The sequence below is a fragment of the Actinoplanes sp. NPDC051861 genome (genome assembly GCF_040681145.1).
Taxonomy (GTDB): domain Bacteria; phylum Actinomycetota; class Actinomycetes; order Mycobacteriales; family Micromonosporaceae; genus Actinoplanes.
Map to the genome: position 1 here is coordinate 12,821 of NZ_JBFAYE010000029.1, position 17,255 is coordinate 30,075.

The 17,255-nt window shown below is 69.4% G+C and carries 17 protein-coding genes; 11 read left to right on the top strand and 6 right to left on the bottom strand.

What is annotated here, in order from left to right:
• Window positions 1-46: 46 nt before the first annotated feature.
• Together AB0M02_RS42380 and AB0M02_RS42385 are read right to left on the bottom strand one after the other, a co-directional pair.
• The gene (locus AB0M02_RS42380) at window positions 47-535 is read right to left on the bottom strand and encodes an NUDIX domain-containing protein (protein WP_364238124.1); all 489 of its coding nucleotides are present in this window, start codon (window positions 533-535) and stop codon (window positions 47-49) included.
• Window positions 536-548: 13 nt separating this feature from the next.
• Entirely contained in the window at window positions 549-1,424 is an 876-nt protein-coding gene (locus tag AB0M02_RS42385) for a Ku protein (protein WP_364238126.1), read from the bottom strand.
• Window positions 1,425-1,522: 98 nt separating this feature from the next.
• Here AB0M02_RS42385 and ligD (AB0M02_RS42390) point away from each other — a divergent pair, with 98 nt between their 5' ends.
• Genes ligD (AB0M02_RS42390) through AB0M02_RS42410 form a run of 5 tightly spaced genes read left to right on the top strand, consistent with a single transcriptional unit; the run spans window position 1,523 to window position 5,945 of the window.
• The gene (gene ligD, locus AB0M02_RS42390; protein WP_364238128.1) at window positions 1,523-2,464 is read left to right on the top strand and encodes a non-homologous end-joining DNA ligase; all 942 of its coding nucleotides are present in this window, start codon (window positions 1,523-1,525) and stop codon (window positions 2,462-2,464) included.
• On the top strand, window positions 2,454-3,371 hold the full coding sequence (gene ligD, locus AB0M02_RS42395) for a non-homologous end-joining DNA ligase (RefSeq protein ID WP_364238130.1): 918 nt from the start codon (window positions 2,454-2,456) through the stop codon (window positions 3,369-3,371). Before ligD (AB0M02_RS42390) ends, ligD (AB0M02_RS42395) begins: the two co-directional genes overlap by 11 nt.
• A gap of 22 nt (window positions 3,372-3,393) precedes the next feature.
• A complete protein-coding gene (locus AB0M02_RS42400) occupies window positions 3,394-4,818 on the top strand; it encodes an Ig-like domain-containing protein (RefSeq protein ID WP_364238132.1) in 1,425 nt (474 codons plus the stop codon).
• Between the two features lie 18 nt (window positions 4,819-4,836).
• On the top strand, window positions 4,837-5,595 hold the full coding sequence (locus AB0M02_RS42405) for a GntR family transcriptional regulator (RefSeq protein ID WP_364238134.1): 759 nt from the start codon (window positions 4,837-4,839) through the stop codon (window positions 5,593-5,595).
• Window positions 5,571-5,945: a hypothetical protein gene (locus AB0M02_RS42410; RefSeq protein WP_364238136.1), complete on the top strand. Its 375-nt coding sequence runs from the start codon at window positions 5,571-5,573 to the stop codon at window positions 5,943-5,945. The genes AB0M02_RS42405 and AB0M02_RS42410 overlap by 25 nt, the downstream gene beginning before the upstream one ends.
• On the opposite strand, the gene AB0M02_RS42415 is transcribed toward AB0M02_RS42410, so the two are convergent.
• The 3 genes from AB0M02_RS42415 to AB0M02_RS42425 all read right to left on the bottom strand — a co-directional run bounded on the left by AB0M02_RS42415 (window position 5,938) and on the right by AB0M02_RS42425 (window position 10,373).
• Complete coding sequence (locus AB0M02_RS42415; protein WP_364238138.1) at window positions 5,938-7,581, bottom strand: DNA repair helicase XPB; 1,644 nt, start codon at window positions 7,579-7,581, stop codon at window positions 5,938-5,940. The genes AB0M02_RS42410 and AB0M02_RS42415 overlap by 8 nt on opposite strands.
• Before the next feature lie 154 nt (window positions 7,582-7,735).
• Window positions 7,736-7,960, bottom strand: a complete 225-nt coding sequence (locus AB0M02_RS42420; RefSeq protein ID WP_364238140.1) for a hypothetical protein — start codon at window positions 7,958-7,960, stop codon at window positions 7,736-7,738.
• Between the two features lie 22 nt (window positions 7,961-7,982).
• Window positions 7,983-10,373: a helicase-associated domain-containing protein gene (locus AB0M02_RS42425; RefSeq protein WP_364238142.1), complete on the bottom strand. Its 2,391-nt coding sequence runs from the start codon at window positions 10,371-10,373 to the stop codon at window positions 7,983-7,985.
• 79 nt (window positions 10,374-10,452) lie between these two features.
• Between AB0M02_RS42425 and AB0M02_RS42430 the strand changes: the two genes are divergently transcribed.
• Genes AB0M02_RS42430 through AB0M02_RS42440 form a run of 3 tightly spaced genes read left to right on the top strand, consistent with a single transcriptional unit; the run spans window position 10,453 to window position 11,685 of the window.
• A complete protein-coding gene (locus tag AB0M02_RS42430; protein WP_364238144.1) occupies window positions 10,453-10,629 on the top strand; it encodes a hypothetical protein in 177 nt (58 codons plus the stop codon).
• Complete coding sequence (locus AB0M02_RS42435; protein WP_364238146.1) at window positions 10,626-11,252, top strand: HAD family hydrolase; 627 nt, start codon at window positions 10,626-10,628, stop codon at window positions 11,250-11,252. The genes AB0M02_RS42430 and AB0M02_RS42435 overlap by 4 nt, the downstream gene beginning before the upstream one ends.
• A gap of 46 nt (window positions 11,253-11,298) precedes the next feature.
• Window positions 11,299-11,685 carry a cold-shock protein gene (locus AB0M02_RS42440; protein ID WP_364238148.1) on the top strand — a complete coding sequence of 129 codons (387 nt, stop codon included), beginning with the start codon at window positions 11,299-11,301 and terminating at the stop codon, window positions 11,683-11,685.
• Here the strand turns inward: AB0M02_RS42440 and AB0M02_RS42445 are convergent.
• Window positions 11,682-12,485 (bottom strand): 1,4-dihydroxy-6-naphthoate synthase, encoded by an 804-nt coding sequence (locus tag AB0M02_RS42445; protein ID WP_364238150.1) that lies wholly within the window; start codon window positions 12,483-12,485, stop codon window positions 11,682-11,684. The two genes, AB0M02_RS42440 and AB0M02_RS42445, sit on opposite strands and share 4 nt — an antisense overlap.
• Before the next feature lie 161 nt (window positions 12,486-12,646).
• Here AB0M02_RS42445 and AB0M02_RS42450 point away from each other — a divergent pair, with 161 nt between their 5' ends.
• Genes AB0M02_RS42450 through AB0M02_RS42460 form a run of 3 tightly spaced genes read left to right on the top strand, consistent with a single transcriptional unit; the run spans window position 12,647 to window position 17,252 of the window.
• A complete protein-coding gene (locus tag AB0M02_RS42450) occupies window positions 12,647-14,686 on the top strand; it encodes a hypothetical protein (protein ID WP_364238151.1) in 2,040 nt (679 codons plus the stop codon).
• Window positions 14,683-15,882: an MFS transporter gene (locus AB0M02_RS42455; protein ID WP_364238153.1), complete on the top strand. Its 1,200-nt coding sequence runs from the start codon at window positions 14,683-14,685 to the stop codon at window positions 15,880-15,882. Before AB0M02_RS42450 ends, AB0M02_RS42455 begins: the two co-directional genes overlap by 4 nt.
• A 17-nt stretch (window positions 15,883-15,899) precedes the next feature.
• The gene (locus tag AB0M02_RS42460) at window positions 15,900-17,252 is read left to right on the top strand and encodes a GH1 family beta-glucosidase (protein WP_364238154.1); all 1,353 of its coding nucleotides are present in this window, start codon (window positions 15,900-15,902) and stop codon (window positions 17,250-17,252) included.
• Window positions 17,253-17,255 lie beyond the last annotated feature (3 nt).

Sequence of the window (17,255 nt, forward strand, 5' to 3'; positions counted from 1 at the left end):
ATCCTGCCTTAGGCCACCCTTACCCGCACCGCGATTTTCGTCTCGATCACTTCATGACGAGGCGGCCGGAGCTCTGGAACTCGGCGAGGTCGGCGAGGGCCTCGTTGATGATGAAGGACTGCTGACCGGGCAGCGCGTCCAGCGGGAAGAAGCCGGCGTCGACGCTCTCGTCGGTCTGCCTGAGCAGCTCACCCTCCCAGGCGTGCACCACGAAGGTCATCAGCACCTGCTGGTACGTGTGACGGTATTCGTTCGTGTACGTGTACGCGGTGTAGAACGCGTACGGCGTGAGCGAGGTGGCCCGCAGCCCGGTCTCCTCCCACAGCTCCCGGATCGCGCAGTCCTCCATGCTCTCGCCCAGCTCCATGGCGCCCGCCGGGATGGCCCAGCGGTGGTTGTCGGAGCGCTGGATCAGCAGAAGCCTGTTCTGGTCGTCGAGCACCACGGTCCGCGCCCCGACGAAGAAGATCGTGTCGGTGTCGCCGACGCTAGCCCGGACCCGGCCAAGGTAAGACTCCGCCCACGTCAATGCCACGGGAAAACAATAGTCACGCGGATTTACGAGCGGGCTTGGCGGCCTTCTTCGCCGGTGTCGCCTTCTTCGCGGCGGCTGTCTTCTTCGCGGGTGCGGCCGGGGCGTCCTCGCCCCTGGCCTTGCGCGCCCGCTCGACCGAGGCCTTCAGCGCCGCCATCAAGTCGATCGCCGCGGCCGGCTCCTCGTCGGCCTCCTCCGGCTGGACCACCTCACGGCCCTCGACCTTCGCGTCGATGACCTCCTGGAGCGCCGCCCGGTAGTTGTCGGTGAACTCGTCGGCCTTGAAGCTGCCGGCCATCGAGTCGATCAGCGAGCTGGCCATGGCGAGCTCGGCGGGCCGGGTCTCGATGTCCTCGTCGAGGAAGCCGAAGTCGGGGGTGCGTACCTCGTCGGGCCACATCATCGTGTTGAGGACCAGGACGTCGTCGCGGACCCGCAGGGTGGCGAGTTGCTCCCGCTGGCGGATCGCGATCTTGACGATGGCCACCCGGTCGGCGTCGCGCAGGGCGTCGCGCAGCAACACGTACGGCTTGGCGGCCTGGCCCTCGGGCTCCAGGTAGTACGCCTTCGCGAACAGGATGGGGTCGATCTGCTCGGCCGGGACGAACTCCAGCACGTCGATGGCCCGCGACGTGCTCAGCGGGAGATCGGCGAAGTCCTCGTCGGTCAGGATCACCATCTCGCCGCCGCCGATGTCGTACCCCTTGGCGATGTCGTCGTAGCTGACCACCTCGCCGTCGACCGAGCAGGTCCGTTGGTACTTGATGCGGCCGCCGTCGGTGCGGTGCACCTGGTGGAAGCGGATGTCCTTCTCCTCGGTGGCCGAATACAGCTTCACCGCGATCGATACCAGACCGAACGAGACGGCGCCTTTCCAGATCGCTCGCATGATCGGCTCCTCATCGAGATCGAGTGTCCGGACCCCTGATCAGAATGGCATCACTGAGACGCCTGCGTAAGGTGATTGCTTCTGCCTATGGTGATCGGGTGCCGGGCCCACCTCTGTCCCCGATGCTCGCGACCGCGGGCGGGTTGCCGGTGGGACCGGACTGGAGCTACGAGTTCAAGTGGGACGGCGTCCGGGTTCTGGCGCTGTTCGCCGGTGGGTCTCCGGAGCTGTTCGCGCGCTCCGGCGCGATCGTCACCACCGCATACCCGGAGATCGCTGACCTGCACCTTCCCGAGGGCACGCTGCTTGACGGCGAGATGGTGGTCCTCGACGCGAAGGGGCGGCCGTCGTTCACGGCCCTCGCCGAGCGGATGCACGTGCGGGACCGGAACCGGGCGGCACGGCTGGCGGCGGCGCTGCCGGTCACGTACATGATCTTTGATTTGCTCTTCCTGGACGGGCTGGACTACACGGGCCTGCCGTATCTCGCGCGCCGGGAACGCCTGGAGGAACTTGGCCTCGCGGGGCCACGCTGGATGGTGCCGCCGTCGTTCGGCGACGGTGCGGCCACCGCGGCGGCGGCCCGGGAGAACCACCTCGAGGGTGTGATGGCCAAGCGTTCGGACTCGGTCTACCTGCCGGGGCGGCGGTCGGCGGACTGGGTCAAGGTGAAGTTCGACCAGACCGGCGACTACGTGATCGGCGGATGGCGGCCGGGCGCCCGGAAACTGGGCGGGCTGCTGGTGGGGGTGCCGACGCCGGACGGGCTCGCGTTCCGCGGCCGGGTGGGCGGCGGCATCGGCGCGGTCAAGGAGAAGGAACTGCTGGCGCGGCTGGGGCCGCTCGCGACCGGGGACTCGCCGTTCGCTCCGGGCGCGGTGCCGCGCGAGGATTCGCGAGGGGCACATTGGGTACGACCGGAGCTGGTCGCCGAGATCCGGTACGGCAACCAGACACCGGACCGTCGCCTGCGGTTCCCCCGGTTTCTGCGGCTACGCGACGACAAGACGCCCGAGGAGTGTGCCGAGGATGCCTCGTGACCGATTCGTGGCGCGGATCGACGGCCGCGAGATAGAGATCTCCAACCTCGACAAGCTGATGTACCCGGCGGCCGGGTTCACCAAGGGCGAGCTGATCGACTACTACACGCGGATCGCGCCGGTGATGCTGCCCTATCTGCGAGGGCGGCCGGCGACCCGGATTCGCTACCCGAACGGCGTCGACGACCTGCATTTCTTCGAGAAGAACAAGCCCGGGGGTACGCCCGAGTGGGTGCGCTTGGAGACCCTGCCGGTGCCGGGGTCGACCAAGAGCCGCGAGACGATCGATTTCGTGGTGGTCGACGACCTGCCCACCCTCGTCTGGCTCGCCAACCTGGCGGCGATCGAACTGCACACCCCGCAGTGGCGGATCGGGTCCGATCCGGATCTCATGGTGGTCGACCTGGACCCGGGTGCGCCGGCCGGGCTCAAGGAGTGCAGCGCGGTGGCGACCCTGATGCGGGACCGGCTCGCTGAGGACGGGATCGACGCGTACCCGAAGACGTCGGGGAAGAAAGGCATGCAACTGTGCTGCCCGATCGCGGGCTCGCAGGATTCCGAGCGCGTTTCCGCGTACGCCAAAAAAATCGCCGAAGAGCTGGCGGCGCTGGTCCCCGGCTCGATCACCGCGAAGATGGCGAAGGCCGTCAGGCCGGGCAAGGTTTTCATCGACTGGAGCCAGAACGCGGCGGCGAAGACGACGGTGACGCCGTATTCGCTGCGGGCGGGGGAGAAGCCGACCGCATCGGCGCCGCTGACGTGGGACGAGGTCGTGGCGATGGCCACCGGGGAGAGCGAGGCGCGGCAGTTCGGGGCGAGTGAGGTGCTGGAACGCGTCGAGGAGCACGGGGATCTGCTGGCGGGGGCGCTCGAGGGTGGACCACGAGTACCGGATCGACACACTTGATCAACCCTCGTATGGTTCCACCGTGGGTGTTCTCCGGGGTGCCGCCGTCGCGGCCCTGTCGACTTCCTTGATCCTCCTCATCAATTCGGTGCCGGCCTTCGCCGACGAGCCGGACACGACGCCGCCGGTGCTGACCAGCACCGGGCTCACCGAGGGACAGGTGCTCAAGCGTCAGCCGACGTTCGAGCCCGTCTTCAGCGACAACGTCGGTGTGCTCGTTGCCGAGGTGCTGGTCAACGGCGAGCTGAACCGGGGTCACTACTTCCGGGACTACGTGACCCGGCCGGTGCAGGCATGGCTCGGCGACGTCCCGGACGGCAGCGAGGCGGACATCACGGTTCGGGTGTACGACGCCGCGCGCAACAGCGCCGAACTCACCACTCGGGTCCGGGTCGACAACACCGCGCCGTCCTCCCTGTATGCGCCCGCTGAGGATGTCGTGCTGCCCCGCGGCGTCACCACGATCAAACCCGTCGATGCCCCTGACGACCTGGCCTCGCTCGTACTGTCCGACCCCTCCGGGGCGGAGTTGAGCCGGGTGACGGCGGCGCCGTGGGAGCTGCGCTGGCAGACCCCGGACTCGGGTGACTTCGCCGCGGTGACGGTGGTGGCGACGGACGTGGCCGGCAACCAGGCCACCGAGTATCTCGGCTACCGGCTCGACCGGACCGGCCCGGACATCGAAGCGGGCCCGAACTGGATCCGGGAGACGGTCGGCGCGGATCACCAGGTCCTGGCGGTGTGGTCACCGGACGAGGCGGACGTCGCCCGTGTCGAGTGGTGGATCGACGGCGCGCTGCGCGGCACCGGTTGGTCGATCAACTACGACTTCGGGCGGGTCAGCCGGACGGTGCCGGTGGAGGTTCGGGCGTACGACCCGACCGGCAACGTCACCACGGTGCATCGGCAGGTGCGGGTCGACGCGACCGGTCCCGCGGTCACCTGGGTGACGCCGGCGAACGGCGCTCTGGTGCGGGGATACTCGATCACCAGTGCGGTTCGGGCAACCGACGCCAACGGGGTCAGCCGGGCGACGCTGAACGGGTGGGAGGCGCCGCTGGGTGCCGAGAACCGCCGGTCGGTCCGGGTCGGTGAGGGCGCCAACGTGCTGACCTGGGTGCTCTACGACGACTATCTGAACACCACCACGGTCCGGCGGACCGTGATCGTGGACAACACACCGCCCGCGCTCAAGGTGACCAAGGCGCCGAAGGACCGGGCCAAGGTCAAGGGCACCGTCAAGGTGAGCGCTGCGGCCAGCGACCGTAACGGCGTGGCCCGGGTTGAGCTGCTGGTCAACGGGAAGGTGGTGGCTCGTGACTACCGGGCCGGCTACCAGTTCTCGGTCAACACCAGGAAGTACGGCAAGAAGATCAAGGTGCAGCTCCGGGCCTATGACCGGGCGGGCAACGTGCGGGTCACGGCGGTCCGGGTATGGCGCCGTTGATCGGGCAGACTGTGACGCATGACTGAGTCGCTGGCGCGGGTGCCCGCCTATCGGCGGATCGCGGCGGATCTGGCCGGGAAGATCCGGGCGGGCGAGTATCGGCCGGGGGAGGCGTTGCCCGCGCAGAGAGAGCTCAGTCAGAGGTACGGCGTGACGCTGATGACGTTGCGGCAGGCTCTGCAGGAGTTGCGTGACGACGGGCTGATCGTGCAGCAGGCGGGGCGTGGGACGTTCGTGGCGCCGGTGCAGGCTGCTTATCGGGTGGATACGCTGCGCAGTTTTGTGGACGACCTGCGGGAGCAGGGGCATGAGGTGTCCACTTCGGTGCTTGGTTGTGCGGTTGAGGTGGCTCCGGCGGCGGTTCGTGAGGTGCTCGGGGTTCCTTCTGTTCTGCGGCTTTCGCGTCTGCGGTCGTTGGCGGGGCGCGCGGTCATTTACCAGACGTCCTGGGTGCCGGCCGGGCTAGTCGATTCCTCCGATTTCTCCGACAAATCGCTTTATTTGACCCTGGCTGATGCTGGGATGACCATCGTTCGGGCCTCGGAGCGGATCGTCCCCGATCTGCTCAGCCCGGAGATCGCACGGCATCTCGGCCGGCCCGCCGGCAGTGCTGTTTTCGTGAGCGAGCGGATCACGTTCGCACTCGACGACCGGCCCGTTGTCATGGACCGAGCGGTGATCCTCGGCGACCTCATGGAGATCCGGGCCGAGCGGGCAGCGACCAGGTTGTCCTTGCAGTATCGTGCTCGCCCATGGCTCTCATCGCTCTCGAGCTGAAGCATCCCGTCGACGGCTGGCTGTACAAGGCGACCACCCCCAAGATCTTGGTGGACGGTGCCGAGTTCCCCGGTTCGGACTGGGGGAGGAACGGGATTCAGGTCGCGCCGGGAGCGCACCGTCTCGAGGTGTATGTGCCGTACGTGCTGCCGCGCCGGGCCGGCCGTGCCGTGCTCGACCTGACGGTGCCCGAGGTCGGGGTGGCACTCGAGTACATGGCCCCGAGCGTCACCTTCGCGAAGGGTTCGCTCGGCACCCCGGGACAGCAGAAATCGACCGGCTCCAAGCCGATCCGGATCACCAGTTTCGTGATCATCGGGCTGGTCGTCGCGTATTACCTGCTCAGGTAGCGTTCACGTCGTCGGCGTCAACGATGGTGTACGCGTACCCCTGCTCGGCGAGGAACCGTTGGCGGTGGGCCGCGTACTCGGTGTCGATGGTGTCGCGGGAGACGACTGTGTAGAAATGGGCCTGCCGCCCGTCGCCCTTGGGCCGCAACACCCGGCCGAGCCGCTGCGCCTCCTCCTGGCGCGAGCCGAACGTGCCGGACACCTGAATGGCGACGGCGGCCTCCGGCAGGTCGATCGAGAAGTTGCCGACCTTCGACAGCACGAGTGTCCGAAGTGAACCGTCACGGAACGCGTCGAACAGGCGCTCCCGCTCCTTGTTCGTGGTCGAACCCTGCACGATCGGGGCATCGAGGTATTCGCCGAGCTCGTGCAACTGGTCGAGGAAGCCGCCGATGACCAGCACCTGCTCACCGGGGTGCTTGTCGACGAGGGCCTTCACCACGGGAAGCTTGGTGCGGGCGGTGGCCGCGACCCGGTAGCGCTCCTCGGAGTCGGTCACCGCGTACGCCATGCGCTCTTCATCCGTCAGGGTGACCCGGACCTCGACGCACTCGGCCGGGGCGATCCAACCCTGCGCCTCGATGTCCTTCCACGGCGCGTCATAGCGCTTCGGGCCGATCAGCGAGAAGACGTCGCCCTCCCGGCCGTCCTCGCGCACCAGCGTCGCGGTGAGGCCGAGCCGGCGCCGGGCCTGCAGATCCGCGGTGAACCGGAAGATCGGCGCGGGCAGCAGGTGCACCTCGTCGTAGATCACCAGACCCCAGTCGCGCGCGCCGAACAGGTCCAGGTGGGTGAAGGCGCCGCCGCGTCGTGACGTGAGCACCTGGTAGGTCGCGATCGTGACCGGGCGGATCTCCTTGCGCTCGCCGCTGTACTCGCCGATCTCCTCCTCAGTCAGCGAGGTGCGGGCGATCAGTTCGCGCTTCCACTGACGGCCGGCGACGGTGTTGGTCACCAGGATCAGCGTGGTGGCCTTGGCGGTCGCCATCGCGGCGGCGCCGACCAGCGTCTTGCCGGCGCCGCAGGGGAGCACGACGACACCCGAGCCGCCCGCCCAGAAGCCGTCGACGGCCTCCTGCTGGTACGACCTGAGGGTCCAGCCGTCCTGTGCCAGCTCGATCGCGTGCGCCTCGCCGTCGACGTAACCGGCCAGGTCCTCAGCTGGCCAGCCGAGTTTCAGCAGCGCCTGCTTGAGGCGGCCGCGCTCGGAGCCGTGCACCGCGATGGTCTCGTCGTCGATCCGCGAGCCGAGCATGCCGGCCAGCTTCTTCGACTTCGACACCTCGATCAGCACGATCCTGTCGAGACCGCGCAGGACCAGGCCGTGCACGGGGTCGTTGAGAAGCTGCAGCCGCCCGTAGCGGTCCATCGTCTCGGCGACGTCGACGAGCAGCGCGTGCGGCACCGGATAGCGCGAGAACTTGATCAGCGCGTCGACGACGCTCTCGGCGTCATGACCGGCGGCCCGCGAGTTCCACAGGCCCAGCGGGGTCAGCCGATAAGTGTGTACGTGCTCCGGCGAGCGCTCCAGCTCGGCGAACGGCGCGATCGCCATCCGGCAGGCTTGAGCGTCGGGGTGGTCCACCTCCAGAAGCAGGGTCTTGTCCGACTGCACGATCAGTGGTCCGTCGCTCACTCGTAACCCTCCGCACCGCGAAAAAGCCGACCATCCAGTCTGCCACGAATTCGGGTGCAACATTTCCGGGTGTTCGAGCGTGTTGCTCGTGACGGGTGTGCTGGATCGTGCATCAAACGGGGGTGCACGATCCAGCATCACGCCGTCGAAGGGTTCACTCGGCGAGCGCGAGCAACGCCTCCAGATCGTCGAAAGCGGCCCTGATGAGTGCGGTGGTCTCGTCGTGTGTGAGGAGTGCCGCTGCGATCAGGTTGGTTGCCTGGCCGTCGACGCCGCGTTGCCGCAGGATCTGGAGAAGGCCGTGACGCAGCCCTTCGGTGCGGCCCTCGTTGATCAGTTCTTGCGCCCACTCGGTGTCGCGAATCATGTCAGCAGGCATGCCGAACTCCTCCAATGCGTGACTACTCCTCTGTCACGGCGGCGGTGATGCGGTGCAGGGCGAATGTGTGCAAGCTCTCGCCCCGTTCGTCCTCGGCTCGGAGGTAACCCGCGCTCAGGGAGACCGGGCGGACCAGGCGGGACAGGGTGGCGCCGTGCGAGTCCACGTACCCCACCCAGACCTTGGCCCTGTCGCGGACCGCCTGCTGGAGCACCGCCATGGCCTGCGAGTGCTGCTGCACCGCCGTCAGGCCCGGCACCGCCTGGCCCTGGGCCGCGCGGACCGTGACCGGGGCTCGGCGGGCTGCCCGGGTGGCGATGTCGCCTCGGCGTAGTTGTTCGACGACGCCCGCCAGGCGGGGGCCGGCCAGGACCGGTGGGCCGGCCGGTTCGGCGATGCGCGGGGTGCGGGTCGGTGCGCGCCGGGCCTTGGGGCGGGTGAGCATCGTTGCGCCGCCGACGTCCTCGGCCACCGGGGCGTAGCCCGCCTCGCGCAGCGTGCCGAGCAGACGGGCGACCGGGCGGGGGCTGACCAGGACCGTGGGTGCGATCCGGCGCAGGTCGGCCGCGCTGACGCGTTTGTCGGCGAGCACCTCGGTGAGCAGGGCCTCGTCGTCGCTGCGCAGGTAGGAGCCGGCCGAGCCGGTGCGCAGGCCGCCGTGTTTGCGGGCGGTGTCGTCGATCAGGTAGGTGAGGGTCTGCGGCACGGGTGTGCGAGAGCGGCGGCGGAACAGGGTGTGCAGGTCGTCCGCGCGGTAGCCGACGTCGAGGGCGCGCCGCAGGCTGGCCGGGGTGACGCGGAAGACGCTGGCGCCGCCGGCCGACTCGGGTTCGGCGATGTCGTCGAGCTCGGCGCCGAGTTCGGGTTCCGGCGGGCCGGGGACCACCACGGTCAGGTCGGCCTGGACCAGGAAGTGGTCGACCGGGACGGGCATCAGGTTGTCGAGCGCGCGCACGGCGTCGGCGGGGGCATCCTCCGGATGCACTCCGAGAGGGTCACCCTCGTCCGGTTCCGGGCTGACGAGCAAGAGCCTTGCGTACGAGGTGAGCGCACCCAATCCGGTGAGCCCGAGCAGAGCCGCGCCACTGAACGCGTCCCGGTGAGCCCCGTCCCGTCCCCGGGCCCGGCGGGGTGCCTGCCAGGCCAGGAGTGCGAGCAGGTCCTCGACGGTGGGTGCGGCACCGGTCTCCAGGTCGGCGAGCACGTCCAGGGCCTCGCGGCGCGCCTGTGGTGCCCCGCCGCGTTCGGCGTCCGGTGCGAGCGCGTTGATCGGGCGGTCCCGTTCGTCGCGACGGCCGATCAGGCCGGGCTGGCGAGTCATCGCGAGCCAGGTCCGGGCCAGCACGGCCCAGCGGTGGGCGACGCTGGTCGCGCGCCACAGGTCGTACGCGCCGGTGGGCAGGAAGACGTCCTGGGCGGTGCTGCCGGCGGCACGACTGCCGTTGACCTCGGACTCGCCGAGGAGGCCGGCGGCGTACGTGATCTCGACGAGCAGCGCGGCCGACGCCTCGTCCAGACCGGCGGCCCGGGCCAGGCGCTTGAGGTCGCGGACGCCGAGGCCACCGGCTCGCAGGACCGGGGCGGACTCGGTGGCGAGTGCGTCCAGGATCGCCTCGGTGGCGCGTACCGCCTCCATGGCCTGTCCGGTGCCGGCCGAGTCGACCGCCTTGAGATCGCGGACCGGCGCCTCGGGGATCGGCGGGAACGGGCGCAGCGAGCCGAGCGGGCCGGTGTCGCGGCGCAGCAGCATGCCGACCTCGCGGGGCAGCTCGACGAGTTCGCCGTCGGGGCGGGGTGCGCGGCCGGCCTCCGAGATCGGGACCAGGATGTGCTGGTCGACGAGCCAGCGCACCGGCTCGGCCATGGAATCCCGGCTGAGTGACCCGATCGGGGGACCCGCGGCGAGGCGGTCCAGCACGGCGCGGGCGCCGGCGGGGGCGGCGAGGACCGTACGGCGCAGCCTGGCCCGGTCGGCGACGAGGACGGCGGCCTGGACGTCGAGGTAGTCGGCGGGGCGCCCGAGGCCGGCGGGGTACGGCGAGGTGACCTCGTCGACGGCGCCGACGACCTGCAGTGCCTCCGGCGGGCCGTGCAGCAGGAAGCGGACGCGGAGCCGGTCGACCGCGACGCGTACGTCGTCGGCGGACACCTCGGTGGTCAGCTGAAGAATCGCGTCCACCGAGGTCAGGGCGGTGTCGGCGGCCCGGCTGAGGCGGGCGGCGTCGAGGACCAGCAGGGTGAACTCGTCGAGGGAGTCCAGACAGCGGGCGACCGAGTTACGGGATTGCGCGCGTACGGCGAGGGCCGAGATGTCGGCGGGCACCGGCACGACGAGATCGGGGCGCAGCTGTATGAGCGCGCCCAGCGCTTCGTCGGGCAGCGACCGGAGTTGATCGGCGAATGTGGTGGCCATCGTCTTCAACGCTAACGTTCATGGGACGATGGTGGTGGGTCCGGGCGTGGCCGGACCTCTATCGCGAGGAGGACTGAACGTGGCGTCACAGGCCAAGAAGCGCGGCGGGGACAAGGAGCAGGTCGCCGACAAGGCCCACTTCGACGTGTCCGAGCTGATCTCCGACCGTCCTGCCGCCCCGTCTCCGTTCGGCGACGACCAGACCTTCCCGCTGCCGGTGGAGCGACTGACGTACAAGTACACGATGGCCCAGTGATCGGGGCGGTCGGCTTCGACCTTGATATGACTTTGATCGACTCGCGGCCGGGTATTCGGGCCGCGTACGTCGAGCTCACCGCACGCACGGGCGTGCACGTCGACGCCGACCTGGCAGTCTCCCGGCTCGGCCCGCCGTTGCGGGCCGAGCTGCGGCACTGGTTCCCGGCCGAGGACGTCGAGGAGGCCGTCACCGCGTATCGCGGGCTCTACCCGGAGTACGCGATCGCGCCGACCGTGCCGACCGCCGGTGCCGTCGAGGCGCTGGACGCGGTCCGCGCGGCCGGCCTGCGGGTGGTCGTGGTGACCTCGAAGCTCGGCCGGCTGGCCCGTTTGCACCTGGATCATCTGGGTATGCGCGCCGACGAACTGGCCGGTGACCTGTTCGCCGAGGGTAAGGCCGCGGCGCTGGTCGAGCACGGCGTGCGGTGGTACGTGGGTGACCACGCGGCGGACATGGTTGCCGCTCGCACCGCGGGTGTGCCGGGGATCGGGGTAGCCACCGGACCCTGCTCTGAGCAGGAACTTCGCGATGCCGGAGCCTCGTACGTGCTGCCCGACCTGACCGCCTTCCCGGACCTGCTGGGTGAGATTGCAGTTGGGTCCCGGCCGTCGGCTGGATAGCCTTGCCGTGAGCAGTTGTGTCCATTGAGTGAAGTTGAGGTCAGCGGTGCCCACGGGTCGAGTGAAGTGGTATGACGCGGCTAAGGGATTCGGTTTCGTCACCAGTGACGAGGGCGGAGACGTGTTCCTGCCGAAGGGTGCGCTGCCGGCGGGGGTCACCGACCTCAAAACGGGTCAGCGGATCGAGTTCGGAGTCGTGGACAGCCGCAAGGGCGCCCAGGCGCTCGGTGTGAAGCTCCTGGACGCGCCGCCGTCCCTGGCCGAGCTGCGCCGCAGGCCGGCTGACGAGCTGGCCAGCATGATCGAAGACATGATCAAGGTCCTGGAGAGCCAGGTGCAGCCCGCTCTGCAGCGCGGCCGCTACCCGGACAAGAAGACCGCGCAGAAGATCGCCCAGCTGGTTCACGCGGTGGCGCGGGAGTTCGAGATCTAGAGTTTCACCGCTGGTGTCAGACCCGCCGCCGCTGCGCGCCCGAGGAGGGCGTCGGCGGCGGCGAGTCCGTCTTCGCCCAGGTCCAGGGTGAACTCGTTGACGTACAGCTCGATGTGCTGCTTCACCACCGCGGGCTCCATCTCCTGCGCGTTGGCGAGGATGAAGTCCTGGCTTGCCGACGGGTCGCGCCAGCCATGGCGCAGCGACTCGCGGATCCACTCGGTGGCCTCCGCCCTGTCGACAGTGCCCTTCTTCGCCAGGATCGCGCCGAGCGGGATCGGCAGCCCGGTCTCCTTCTCCCACCACTCGCCCAGGTCGGCGAGGGCGGTCAGGTGGTATCGCTGGTAGGTGAAGCGGGCCTCGTGGATGACCAGGCCGGCGTCGTAGCGGCCGTCGGCCACGCCGGGCATGATCTCGTGGAACGGGACGACCTCGATCCGGGCCGGCGGCTGGTCGGTCGCCCAGAGGCGGAACAACAGGTACGCCGTGGTCCGGTCGCCGGGCACGGCCACCGTCGCGCCGGTCAGGTCGGTGCGGTCACGGGTCAGCACCAGCGGGCCGCAGCCCCTGCCGAGCGCGCCGCCGCACGGCAGCAGGTCGTAGTCGTCGAGGAGCCAGGGCAGCGCCGCGTAACTCACCTTGACGAGGTCGAACCGGCCGTCCTGCGCGGCGGTGTTCGTGACGTCCACGTCCGCGAAGGTCAGGTCGACCGGCGGGGCGCCCGGGACCAGCCCGTGGATGAGCGCGTGGAACACGAAGGTGTCGTTGGGGCACGGTGAGACCGCGAGGGAGAGCGCCACGCTCTTCACGCTAGCCGTGTGAGCGGCGAACTGCTTTGTCTACCTGTTCACACCCGGCATCACGGAATGAAGAAAGTTTCATCTTTATCTCTGGATCTATCGTGTGACGCTTCTTACACTCCCTCTTGTTGGATCAAGTGATCGATCAAAGGGGGTGTCCCGTGGCGCGACTTCGAGCGCTGGCCGCGGGCGTCCTGGTGCTCGGCCTCGTCGGTGGGCTGCCCGCGCCCGCCGCCATGGCCGCGTCCTGGACGCCCGCGAATGACCTGGAGGGCGCGTGCGTCACTCTCCAGGTCTTCGACGGGTCCACGAACAAGGGTTACGTCCGCAAGGACTCGGTGGGATACGGCTTCACCGGCACCGCGTCGGGCGCCGAGCCGTTCCGGTTCGAGGCCACACAGCTGGGGCGTTACCTGTTGCGGGACTCGACCGGTAAGCCGCCGTATCAGAGCGTGCTCGGCTGGGTGTGGACCGGGGACGCGTACGGCGACCGCGCCGACTGGACGGTCAGCGTCGCGGACGGCCGCTATCGATTCGTCTCGACGGCGACGGGCCAGACCCTCGGTGTGTACCTCGGCGGTCTCGGTGCGGGCGGCTCGAACTCGACGGTCGCGCTCGCTCCGGCGTCCGGCTGTGCCGCGATCCCGGACATCGCGACCGGTGTCAGTGGCACCCCGGCGGCAGGTGTGGACTCCAGCGGCAAGCTGGTCGGCTGGATCGACGCGCACGCCCACGTCACGGCGGCCGAGGCGTTCGGTGGATCCATGCACTGCGGGGACGCGTACGCACCCGGCGGCGCCCCGGTGGCCCTGAAGGGCTGCGCCTCGCACGCCACGCTCGGCTGGGGCGCGCTGCTCGAGGCGATCATCGCCGGCACCGACCCGATCAACTCGGCCGAGGACGGCTGGCCCACCTTCGGCGACTGGCCGCAGCACGACACGATGCTGCACGAGGCCTCGTACTTCCGCAGCCTGGAGCGGGCCTGGAAGTCCGGCCAGCGGGTGCTCAACGTGCTGCTGGTGGCGAACCGGGTGATCTGCGGGCTGACCCTGGAGCACACCTCCTGCGACGAGATGGACCAGATCCGGGCGCAGTCCACGTACCTGCGCAAGATGCAGGACTATGTGGACGCCCGCAGCGGTGGCCCCGGCAAGGGCTGGTTCCGCCTGGCCACCACACCGGCACAGGTACGCCAGATCGCCGCACAGGGCAAGCTGGCCGTCACGATCGGCGTGGAGAACTCCGAGATCTTCGGCTGCCGTGAGATCAACGACGTGCCGCAGTGCACGAAGGCGCAGATCGACTCCGGGCTCGACGAGCTGGTGGGCATGGGTGTCAGCGGCTTCTACCCGGTGCACAAGTTCGACAACGCGTTCGGCGGCACCCGCTTCGACGAGGGCGTGACCGGCGCCGCGGTGAACGTCGGAAACCTGATCTCCACCGGTCACTGGTGGCAGGCGACCAGCTGCACCGGGCCGTCCGACAACGAGCAGCCGCTGGTCAGCGACGACCTCGCCAGGCTGCTCGCGCTGGGCGTCGACCTGCCGGCCGGCTCGATCCTGCCGGTCTACCCCAGCGGCAAGATCTGCAACATCCGCGGCCTCACCGACCTCGGCAGGTACCTGGTCCAGAAGATGATGGACCGCGGGATGATCATCCACATCGACCACATGAGCGTGAAGACCGCCTCGGCCGTGCTGGACCTGGCCGAGCAGAACAGCTACGCGGGTGTCACCTCGGTGCACACGTGGTCCGACCCGACGATGGTGAACCGGATCCTCGGCGTGGGCGGGTTCGTCGCCAGCTACGCCTTCTCGGCCACCCCGGACGGGCAGGACACGCCCACCTTCCTCGACGAGTGGCGGGCCAACAAGGGCCTCGCCAACGGCTCGAAGATCACCGGGTACGGCATGGGCAGCGACGTGAACGGTCTCGGCCCGCAGGCTGCGCCCCGTCTGAACGCCGGCTCCAGCCCGCTCACCTACCCGTTCACGGCGACCAACGGCACCACGGTCAGCCGGCAGGTCTACGGCTCACGCACCTTCGACCTCAACACCGATGGCGTCGCTCAGTACGGCCTCTACGCCGACTGGGTCACCGACCTGCTCAACCAGGCCGGGTCCGATGCGACACTGCTCCGCAAGCAGCTGCTCGGCGGCGCCGAGGCGTACACGGTGATGTGGGAGAAGGCTCGCCTGTGAGTCTGGTGACCGAGAGTCCGACGGCGCCGGTCCGGCGCCGTTGGATGGTCGCGTACGCGCTCGCCATGATCGGCGTCGCGGCCGGCTGGTTCGGGCCGATCCAGATCCTGCTCCCGGAGCAGGCGGCCCGGCTGGCCGGCGACGACGGCAAGGAGGCGCTGCTGGCGCTGGTCACGGCGTGGGGCGCGGCGGCCTCGATGGTCGCCAACCCGCTGTGGGGCGCGCTTTCCGACCGGATCGGGTCGCGCCGTCTGCCGATCTTCGTGGCCGGCACGGTGGTCGGCGTCGCGGGCCTGCTGGTGCTGGCCGCGGCGGACACCACCGCGGCGATGGTGTCCGGGTGGATCCTGGTCCAGGTCGGGTTGAACGGTCCGCTGGCCGCGCTCGCGGCGCTCATCGGCGACCGGGTGCCAGAGGCGCAGCGGGGTACGGTCGGTGCACTCTTCGGTGTCGCCCAGATCGTCGGTGTGGTGCTGGGTACAGCGGTCGCGGTGGCGGTCGGTCAGGGGGCGCCGGGCTACGTCGCGGTAGCCGTGGCGGTGCCGCTCCTCGGGATCGCGCTGGTTCTGATGCACCGCGATACCCCGTACAATAAAGATGTTAAAAGGACAAATTGGACAGCGCTGCGGAGGCCCGGTGGACAGTTCGCCTGGGCCTGGCTGATCCGGTTCCTGCTCAACCTGGTGAACGCGCTGGTCCTGGTCTACCTCTTCTACTTCCTCTCGGACGAGGTCGGCGTGGCCGACGCCGCCACCTGGGTGCTGATCCTGACCGTGGTGAACGTGCTCTTCGCGGGCATCTTCGGGTTCGCCGGCGGTGTGCTGTCGGACCGCTGGGAACGCCGCAAGATCTTCGTGGCGGCGGGCGCGGTGATCCTGGCCGCGGGGACGGTGCTGATGGCGCTGGTCCCGATCGTCCCGGTGGTGATCGTCGCGTCGGTGCTGGTCGGTGTCGGCTGGGGGGCGTACATCGCGGTGGACATGGCGGTGATGACGCACGTGCTGCCGGACGCCGAGACCCGCGCCACGATGCTCGGCGTGGCCAACGTCGCCGGGACCCTGCCGCAGCTGCTCGCCCCGGTGCTGGCCGCGCCGATCGTCACGGCGCTCGGCGGTTACCGCACCCTCTACCTGGTCACGGCGGCGTTCGCGCTGATCGCACTGGCCTGCCTGCCGCGCCTGCGGGCGCTGTCCTGACTTTGAAAGGATCTACTTTGTACCCCCAGTTCCCGCCGGGCTTCCGGTTCGGTGTGTCGACGTCGGCGTACCAGATCGAGGGTGCGGCCGACGCCAACGGCAAGACCCCGAGCATCTGGGACACCTTCACGGCGCGGCCTGGAGCGGTGCGGCACGGTGAGGACGGCCGCGTCGCTGTCGATCATTTTCATCGGTACGCCGAGGACGTCGAGCACATCGCGGCCGCCGGTGTGCACGACTACCGCTTCTCGTTCTCGTGGACGCGGGCGCTCGCGGACATCGGGTTCTACGACCGGCTGGTCGACACGATCCTCGCCGCCGGGGTGCGGCCGGTACCCACGCTCTACCACTGGGACCTGCCGCAGGATCTGGAGGACGCCGGCGGCTGGATGAACCGGGACACCGCGCACCGGCTGGCCGACTACACCAGTGCGCTGGTGCTGCGTCTCGGCGACCGGGTCCGCGACTGGATCACCATGAACGAGATGAACGTGCACACCCTGTACGGATACGCGCTCACCGATCACGCGCCGGCCCGGGGACTGGGGCTTTCGGCGTTGCCCGCGGCCCACAATCAGCTGCTGGCACACGGGTTGGCGGTGCAGGTCCTGCGTACGCACGGCGCCGCATCGGTCGGTGTGGCGAGCCAGCACTTCCCGGTCAGGCCGGCCAGCGACGACCCGGCTGACCAGGTGGCCGCTGCGATCTTCTCGGACCTGACGAACTGGACGTTCTCCGACCCGATCCTGCTGGGCGCTTACCCGAACGAGCTGATCCGGGCCGGTGTCGGCGTCGAGGACGCGCAGCTGGAGCGTGACCTGGAGCTGATCCGGGCACGGCTGGACTTCTACGGGGTCAACTACTACGAGCCGACGATGATCGAGGCGCCGAAGGAGGGCAAGGACTACTCCGGGGTGCTGGAGGTGGACATCCCGGAGGGGCTCCCGTTCTCGCCGGTGCCGGTGAAGAGCGACGAGCGGACCGACTTCGGGTGGGCGATCGTGCCGTCCGGGCTCACCGAGATCCTGGTCGGCCTGCGGGACCGCTATCCGAACCTGCCGCCGGTGATCATCACGGAGAACGGTGCCTCGTTCCATGACGCACCGCCGGGGCCGGACGGTCGGGTGCACGACCCGCGCCGGATCTCCTATCTGGACTCGCATCTGCGGGCGGTGGCGGACGCGATCGACGCCGGTGTTCGGGTTGACGGTTATTACGTCTGGTCGGCGCTCGACAATTTCGAGTGGGCCGCCGGGTTCGACGAGCGTTTCGGTCTGGTTTACGTTGACCGGGAGACCCTGGAAAGGACGCGAAAGGACTCCTGGTACTGGTACCGCGACCTGATCGCGGGTCAGCGCCGGGACCTCTGAGGC

Excerpts from the sequence above, each read along its gene's own strand:
- ligD (WP_364238130.1), top strand. The coding sequence starts at position 2,454 with ATGCCTCGTGACCGATTCGTGGCGCGGATCGACGGCCGCGAGATAGAG.
- AB0M02_RS42410 (WP_364238136.1), top strand. The coding sequence starts at position 5,571 with ATGGCTCTCATCGCTCTCGAGCTGAAGCATCCCGTCGACGGCTGGCTG.
- AB0M02_RS42425 (WP_364238142.1), bottom strand. The coding sequence starts at position 10,373 with ATGGCCACCACATTCGCCGATCAACTCCGGTCGCTGCCCGACGAAGCG.
- AB0M02_RS42385 (WP_364238126.1), bottom strand. The coding sequence starts at position 1,424 with ATGCGAGCGATCTGGAAAGGCGCCGTCTCGTTCGGTCTGGTATCGATC.
- AB0M02_RS42420 (WP_364238140.1), bottom strand. The coding sequence starts at position 7,960 with ATGCCTGCTGACATGATTCGCGACACCGAGTGGGCGCAAGAACTGATC.
- AB0M02_RS42405 (WP_364238134.1), top strand. The coding sequence starts at position 4,837 with ATGACTGAGTCGCTGGCGCGGGTGCCCGCCTATCGGCGGATCGCGGCG.